The organism is Pseudomonas sp. DF5 (assembly GCF_058148225.1).
Map to the genome: position 1 here is coordinate 312,935 of NZ_JBYVYM010000004.1, position 6,161 is coordinate 319,095.

Genomic DNA, 6,161 nt, shown 5'->3' on the forward strand with positions numbered 1-6,161 from the left:
GCCCGCGAAGGCGTTGTATCAGCCACCATCAATGCTGAATATGAAATCGCCTTCGCGGGCAAGCCTCGCTCCTACAGAGAGTGCGGTGTTCTTGAGGGGGGCGAGCAACTCGCCCCCCTTAGATCAAGCGTAGCTTTCGATCGACGGGCAGGCGCAGACCAGGTTGCGATCGCCAAACACGTTGTCGACGCGACCGACCGGTGGCCAGTACTTGGCTTCGATCAGCGACGCTACCGGGTAAACGGCTTGCTCGCGGCTGTACGGATGAGTCCACTCGCCGACGATTTCCGCAGCGGTGTGCGGGGCGTTTTTCAGCGGGTTGTCATCCTTGTCCAGCGTGCCGTTTTCCACCGCGCGGATTTCTTCGCGGATGCGGATCATGGCGTCGCAGAAGCGGTCCAGTTCTTCCTTGGATTCGCTCTCGGTCGGCTCGATCATCAACGTGCCGGCCACCGGGAACGACATGGTCGGGGCGTGGAAGCCGAAGTCGATCAGGCGCTTGGCCACGTCATCGACGCTGATGCCGCTGCTGTCTTTCAGCGGACGCAGGTCGAGGATGCATTCGTGCGCCACCAGACCGTTGCTGCCGGTGTACAGCACTGGATAGTGCTCTTCGAGGCGACGGGAAATGTAGTTGGCATTCAGGATCGCCAATTGCGAAGCGCGCTTGAGGCCGGCGCCACCCATCATACGAATGTACATCCAGGTGATCGGCAGAATGCTCGCGCTGCCGAACGGTGCCGCGCAGACCGCGCCTTCCTTGCGTTTCATCTGGGCGTGGCCCGGCAGGAACGGCGTCAGGTGCGACTTGACGCCAATCGGGCCGACGCCCGGGCCGCCACCGCCGTGTGGGATGCAGAAGGTTTTGTGCAGGTTCAGGTGCGATACGTCGCCGCCGAACTTGCCCGGTGCGCAGAGGCCGACCATGGCGTTCATGTTCGCGCCATCGATATACACCTGGCCGCCGTTGTCGTGAATGATGCCGCAGATTTCACGGATGCCTTCTTCGAACACACCGTGGGTCGACGGGTAGGTGATCATCAGCGCGGCGAGGTGTTCGCGGTGCTCGATGGCCTTGGCACGCAGGTCTTCGATGTCGACGTTGCCGCGGGCATCGCACGCGGTCACAACCACACGCATGCCGGCCATGTTGGCGGTGGCCGGGTTGGTGCCGTGGGCGGACGACGGGATCAGGCAGATGTCGCGACGGTCTTCGCCACGGCTCTGGTGGTAGGCACGGATCGCCAACAGACCGGCGTATTCACCCTGGGAACCGGCGTTCGGTTGCAGGGAGATCGAGTCGTAACCGGTGGCGGCGCAGAGCATCGCTTCCAGTTCATCGGTCAGTTGCTGATAACCGGCGCTTTGCTCGGCCGGAGCGAACGGGTGCAGGGCACCGAATTCAGCCCAGGTCACCGGGATCATTTCGCTGGCGGCGTTGAGTTTCATGGTGCAGGAACCCAGCGGGATCATGGTGCGATCCAGGGCCAGGTCCTTGTCCGCCAGTTTGCGCAGGTAGCGCATCAGCTCGGTTTCGGAGTGATAACGGTTGAACACCGGGTGGCTGAGGATTGGCGATTGGCGAACCAGTGCGGCCGGGAGGGTGCTTTGGACCGAAGCGGCCAATGCAGCGAAGTCCGGCAGTGCCTTGCCGTCGGCCAGCAGGTTCCACAGGGTTTCGACGTCAGCCTGGCTGCTGGTTTCGTCGAGGGACAGACCCAGACGCTCAGCATCGACCACGCGCAGGTTGATCTTCTGCGCATGAGCCTTGTCGTGCAGGGCCGCCGTTTGCGCGCCGGTTTTGATCGTCAAGGTGTCGAAGAAGCTGGCTTGCTCGACGCTCAGGCCCAGTGCGCTCAAGCCTTTGGCGAGGATCGCGGTCAGGTGATGAATGCGATTGGCGATCTGCGTCAGGCCTTTCGGGCCGTGGTACACGGCGTACATGCTGGCGATGTTGGCCAACAGAACCTGGGCGGTGCAGATGTTGCTGGTGGCTTTCTCGCGACGGATATGTTGCTCGCGGGTCTGCATGGCCAGGCGCAGGGCCGGCTTGCCGAAACGGTCCACGGAAACGCCGACCAGACGGCCCGGCATGTCGCGCTTGAACGCATCCTTGGTGGAGAAGTACGCTGCGTGCGGGCCACCGAAGCCCAGCGGAACGCCGAAGCGTTGCGCGCTGCCGATGGCCACGTCGGCGCCGAACTCGCCCGGCGGGGTCAGCACGGTCAGGGCCAGCAGGTCAGCAGCGACCGCGACCAGCGCATTCGCCGCGTGGAAGCGCTCGGTCAGTTCGCGGTAGTCGAACACGTCACCGTTGCTGGCCGGGTATTGCAACAAGGCGCCGAAGAACGGCGTCACGTCGGTCAGTTCACGCTCGTCGCCCACCACAACGTCGATGCCCAAAGGCTCGGCACGGGTGCGCAAAACGTCGAGGGTTTGCGGGTGGCAATGAACGGAGGCGAAGAAGGCGTGGCTGCCTTTGTTCTTGCTCAGGCGTTTGCAGAAGGTCATGGCTTCGGCAGCAGCGGTGGCTTCGTCCAGCAGCGAGGCGTTGGCGATCGGCAGGCCGGTCAGGTCGCTGATCAGGGTCTGGAAGTTCAACAGCGCTTCGAGACGGCCCTGGGAAATTTCTGGCTGGTATGGGGTGTAGGCGGTGTACCAGGCCGGATTTTCCAGCAGGTTGCGCAGGATCGGCGACGGCGTGTGAGTGCCGTAGTAGCCCTGACCGATGTAAGTCTTGAACAGCTGGTTTTTACCGGCGATGGATTTGATCAACGCCAGGGCATCGGCTTCGCTCAGGCCGTCTTCAAGGCCGAGGATGCTGGTGCCTTTGATGCTGTCGGGAATCACGCTGGCGCTCAGGGCTTCCAGGGAATCAAAGCCCAGGCTGTTGAGCATGGCTTGCTCATCACCTGCGCGCGGGCCGATGTGGCGGGTGATGAATTCGTTGGCGGTCGTCAGATTGACTTGAGTCATGTCGGCGCTCCTCAGGCTTGGGCAATCAGACGGTCGTAAGCGTCTTGATCCAGCAGTTGGCCGACAGCCGAGGCGTCGGTTGGCTTGAAGCGGAAGAACCAGCCTTCGCCCAGCGGATCTTCGTTGACCAGTTCAGGGCTGCTATCGAGGGCCGGGTTGGTCTCGACCACTTCTCCGTCCAGAGGCATGTACACGCCGCTGGCAGCTTTTACCGACTCCACGGTGGCGGCTTCTGCGCCTTTGTCGTAGGACTGCAGCTCAGGCAGTTGTACGAAAACCACGTCGCCCAGTGCGTTCTGTGCGAAAGCGGTGATGCCGACCGTAACGGTGCCGTCAGCTTCGGTGCGCAGCCATTCGTGATCTTCAGTAAAACGCAACTCGCTCATGGAAACTCCTAAGGGGGCCAGACTCGTCTGGTGGACGCGATGGAATGCAGGGGCAAAAACCCTGCTTTATGGGAGGTTACTAAGCAAAAATGCGGCCAATGTTATTTTATTGTTTAAAAACAATGATTTAGATATTTGTGCGGGTCGTTGCATTTCTGCGACTGTAGCGAAATCGCTACAGCTCAAGCCGAAGAAAAAAGCCTAGGTGGATCAAAGCCTTGCGCAGCGCTGATTAGGACAGGGTGTATCGATATCGTTCCACTGTAGCGCTTTCAGTACAGTTGGAGGTCGCTTTTGAAAACGATTTTGAAAACCCGCGCAGAATCTGTGGGAGCGGGCTTGCCCGCGATGAGGCCGTCGCATTCAACATTTATGTTGAATTTCATATCGCCATCGCGGGCAAGCCCGCTCCCACAGGGTTTTGTGGTGTTGAGGGGATTGTGTTTCAGCCACAAGCCTTACGGCTTATTGGGTATGCCGTACTTACGCAACCGATGAGCAATCGCGGTGTGGGAGGTTTGCAGGCGGCTGGCCAGTTGGCGGGTCGAGGGGTAGTTGACGTAGAGCTTTTCCAGCAGGTCTTTCTCGAACGCTTCCATGGCCTGTTCGAGGCTGTCGACCTCGATGTCGCTCTGGCGTGCCACGGAAGTGCCGGCGATGTCGAGGTCGCCGATGTCCACCAGGCTGCTTTCGCAAATCGCTGCGGCGCGGAAGATCACGTTTTGCAATTGCCGCACGTTGCCTGGCCAGCGGTTGCCCAGCAGCGCCGGGTAGGTGCCGGGAGCCAGGCGACAGACCGGGCGCTGGATCTGCGCGCAGGCCTGCTGCATGAAGTAGCGCGCCAGCAGCAGAATGTCCTGGCCTCGCTCGCGCAGCGGCGGAACTTCGACATTCAACACATTGAGGCGATAGAACAGGTCTTCACGGAAGGCGCCTTCGCTGACCATTTTTTCCAGATCGCGGTGGGTGGCGCTGAGGATTCGCACGTTGACCTTCACTTCGCGATCGCCACCGACCCGACGGAAGCTGCCATCGTTGAGGAATCGCAGCAATTTCGCCTGCAAGTACGGCGACATCTCACCGATTTCGTCGAGAAATACCGTGCCCTGGTTGGCCAGTTCCATCAGCCCCGGTTTACCGCCCCGTTGCGCCCCGGTGAAGGCGCCGGGGGCGTAGCCGAACAGTTCGCTTTCGGCGAGGTTTTCCGGCAGTGCCGCGCAGTTCAAGGCCAGGAACGGCGAACTGTGGCGGGCGCTGATGGCGTGGCAGGCACGGGCCACCAGTTCTTTACCGGTGCCGGTTTCGCCCTGAATCAGCAGCGGCGCATCGAGGGCTGCAACCCGCTGGGCGCGGGCCTTGAGCGTACGAATCGCCGGGGATTCGCCGAGCAGCGCATCGAAGCCTTCAGCATGGTCGTGGTGCAGCGCCGAGAGGCGTTCACCGATGCGGTTCGGTTGATACAGGGTCAGCAGGGCGCCAGCGTCGGTGATCGGCGTGGCGTCCAGCAGCAGGGTTTGGCCGTTGACGGTGATCTCGCGCAGCGGCAGGCGGAAACCGTTTTCCAGCAATGTGTCGAGCAGCGCCGGGTCGGCAAACAGCTCGCTGATGCTTTCACCTGCCGGTTCGCGCCCGTACAGGGCAATCAATGCCGGGTTGGCCAGCAGCACCTTGCCGGCGCTGTCCAGGGCCAGCACCGGGTCGGTCATGGCGGCGAGCAGCGCATCGAGCTGCAAGTGACGGCGCTGGCCGGGAAGGATGTCGACCACCGTCACCGCTTGCACGCCGCGCACGCTGAACAGCGCATCGCGCAGCTCTTCGAGCACGGCCGGGCTCAAGGTCGGGGCGTCGATGTAGACGTTCGGCGGCACCATTTCCACCGCATCCAGATTGAGATTGCGCCCACCGAGCAAGGCCAGGACTTCCTGGGTGATACCGACGCGGTCGATGAAACTGACGTGGATGCGCATGGGGCGGTTTGGTTCTGGAGTGCGGAGGTTGGCAAGTATGCCTTGGGGCGGGTCAATGGTGAAATCTGGCGCAGGACTTCATGACAACGATGATCACCTGTGGGAGCGGGCTTGCTCGCGAAAGCGGAGTGTCAGTCACTGTCGATGTTGGCTGTCAGACCGCTTTCGCGAGCAAGCCCGCTCCCACAGGTTCAGCGTTCACCGTTTTATCCCAGGTGTTCGGGTTTTACCGGGTCGCCGGATTTGACGTCGAGTTGGGCTCGCACGTCTTCAAACATTTCGTCGTAGTACTTGTGCATGGCGCCGATGTTGGCGGTCTTGGGCATGCCGTACTTTTGCGCAATGCGCGTGGCATGGCGGGCGAAGTCGAAGGCCTGGTCCTTGGGCAGAAAAAACGCTTCATTCAGCTCCTTGCCCTCGACCGAACCACGCAGCGTGAAGAGCATGCCTTGGCCTTCCTTGGGATCCTGAGCAATTTTGTATTCGATGTGCAGGTTGTAGCTGTAATCGTCCTTGTTCAGCGCATGCCGCTCGATGTGCAGGTGTCCGGGTTCGAACGTAGCCATTGGCGTCTCTCCTTCAAAGGCATTGAATCAGGGCAGACCTCACGCCTGCCCCCGGAGTTTCTTTTTATTGATAGCTAATGCCAGGCGTCGCTGTACTGATGCGGGTGCCGGCCTTGCCCTGGGTGATCGCTTCGATGTCCGCGAGTGAGCCGATCACCGCGACCTTTCCAGTATGGCGGGCGAACTCGCAAGCCGCCTGGACCTTTGGTCCCATGGAGCCTGCGGCGAAGCCGAGTTTTTCCATTTCATCCGGGTGGGCCTGGGCG

5 protein-coding genes and 1 pseudogene are annotated in these 6,161 nt (G+C 61.2%); 1 reads left to right on the forward strand and 5 read right to left on the reverse strand.

Features of this window, described 5'->3' with window-relative positions; translation table 11 throughout:
- Positions 1-123: 123 nt before the first annotated feature.
- Both gcvP and gcvH read right to left on the reverse strand, forming a co-directional pair.
- A complete protein-coding gene (gene gcvP / locus AC30D7_RS06275; protein WP_490133460.1) occupies positions 124-2,976 on the reverse strand; it encodes an aminomethyl-transferring glycine dehydrogenase in 2,853 nt (950 codons plus the stop codon).
- Between the two features lie 11 nt (positions 2,977-2,987).
- Positions 2,988-3,362 carry a glycine cleavage system protein GcvH gene (gene gcvH / locus AC30D7_RS06280; RefSeq protein WP_018926486.1) on the reverse strand — a complete coding sequence of 125 codons (375 nt, stop codon included), beginning with the start codon at positions 3,360-3,362 and terminating at the stop codon, positions 2,988-2,990.
- Here gcvH and AC30D7_RS06285 point away from each other — a divergent pair.
- A complete protein-coding gene (locus tag AC30D7_RS06285; protein WP_490133461.1) occupies positions 3,361-3,567 on the forward strand; it encodes a hypothetical protein in 207 nt (68 codons plus the stop codon). The genes gcvH and AC30D7_RS06285 overlap by 2 nt on opposite strands.
- Before the next feature lie 253 nt (positions 3,568-3,820).
- Here AC30D7_RS06285 and AC30D7_RS06290 read toward each other — a convergent pair whose 3' ends face one another.
- The 3 genes and pseudogenes from AC30D7_RS06290 to AC30D7_RS06300 form a co-directional block, all read right to left on the reverse strand.
- A complete protein-coding gene (locus tag AC30D7_RS06290) occupies positions 3,821-5,329 on the reverse strand; it encodes a sigma-54-dependent transcriptional regulator (RefSeq protein WP_490133462.1) in 1,509 nt (502 codons plus the stop codon).
- Between the two features lie 206 nt (positions 5,330-5,535).
- Positions 5,536-5,895 carry a DUF5064 family protein gene (locus AC30D7_RS06295; RefSeq protein WP_490133463.1) on the reverse strand — a complete coding sequence of 120 codons (360 nt, stop codon included), beginning with the start codon at positions 5,893-5,895 and terminating at the stop codon, positions 5,536-5,538.
- Positions 5,896-5,959: 64 nt separating this feature from the next.
- A pseudogene (locus AC30D7_RS06300) lies at positions 5,960-6,161 on the reverse strand (carbamate kinase); the annotation flags it as partial.